This is a genomic window from Rhizobium sp. SVR5-2C, assembly GCF_056755115.1.
Genome location: NZ_JBNDHT010000538.1, coordinates 1 through 217, shown reverse-complemented (window position 1 = coordinate 217; position 217 = coordinate 1). Strand labels below are relative to the sequence as shown.

The following is a 217-nucleotide window of genomic DNA, read 5'->3' as shown; positions in this document are numbered from 1 at the left end:
GACTAGTCGTCGGCAGCGTCAGATGTGTATAAGAGACAGCTGTACGATCGACAGTGCGTCCAAGAAGCTTTCCAACATCGCATCGCCTGCACGATGACCGAGCGTGTCGTTGATCTGCTTGAAGCTGTCTCTTATACACATCTCCGAGCCCACGAGACGCGTAGTAATCTGGGGGGGGGGTGGGTGGTTTTGGAGAGGAGGGGGGGGGGGGGGGGGG

The 217-nt window shown here is 58.5% G+C and carries 1 protein-coding gene; it reads right to left on the bottom strand.

The window, feature by feature from the left end; all coding sequences use genetic code 11:
• Window positions 1–18: 18 nt before the first annotated feature.
• Window positions 19–141, bottom strand: coding sequence for a diguanylate cyclase domain-containing protein (locus tag ACPYOI_RS36815; RefSeq protein ID WP_481424277.1), 123 nt, complete (start codon window positions 139–141; stop codon window positions 19–21).
• Window positions 142–217 lie beyond the last annotated feature (76 nt).

Bases quoted from the DNA above. Each gene is read 5' to 3' on its own strand.
- ACPYOI_RS36815 (WP_481424277.1), bottom strand. From the start codon at position 141: ATGTGTATAAGAGACAGCTTCAAGCAGATCAACGACACGCTCGGTCAT.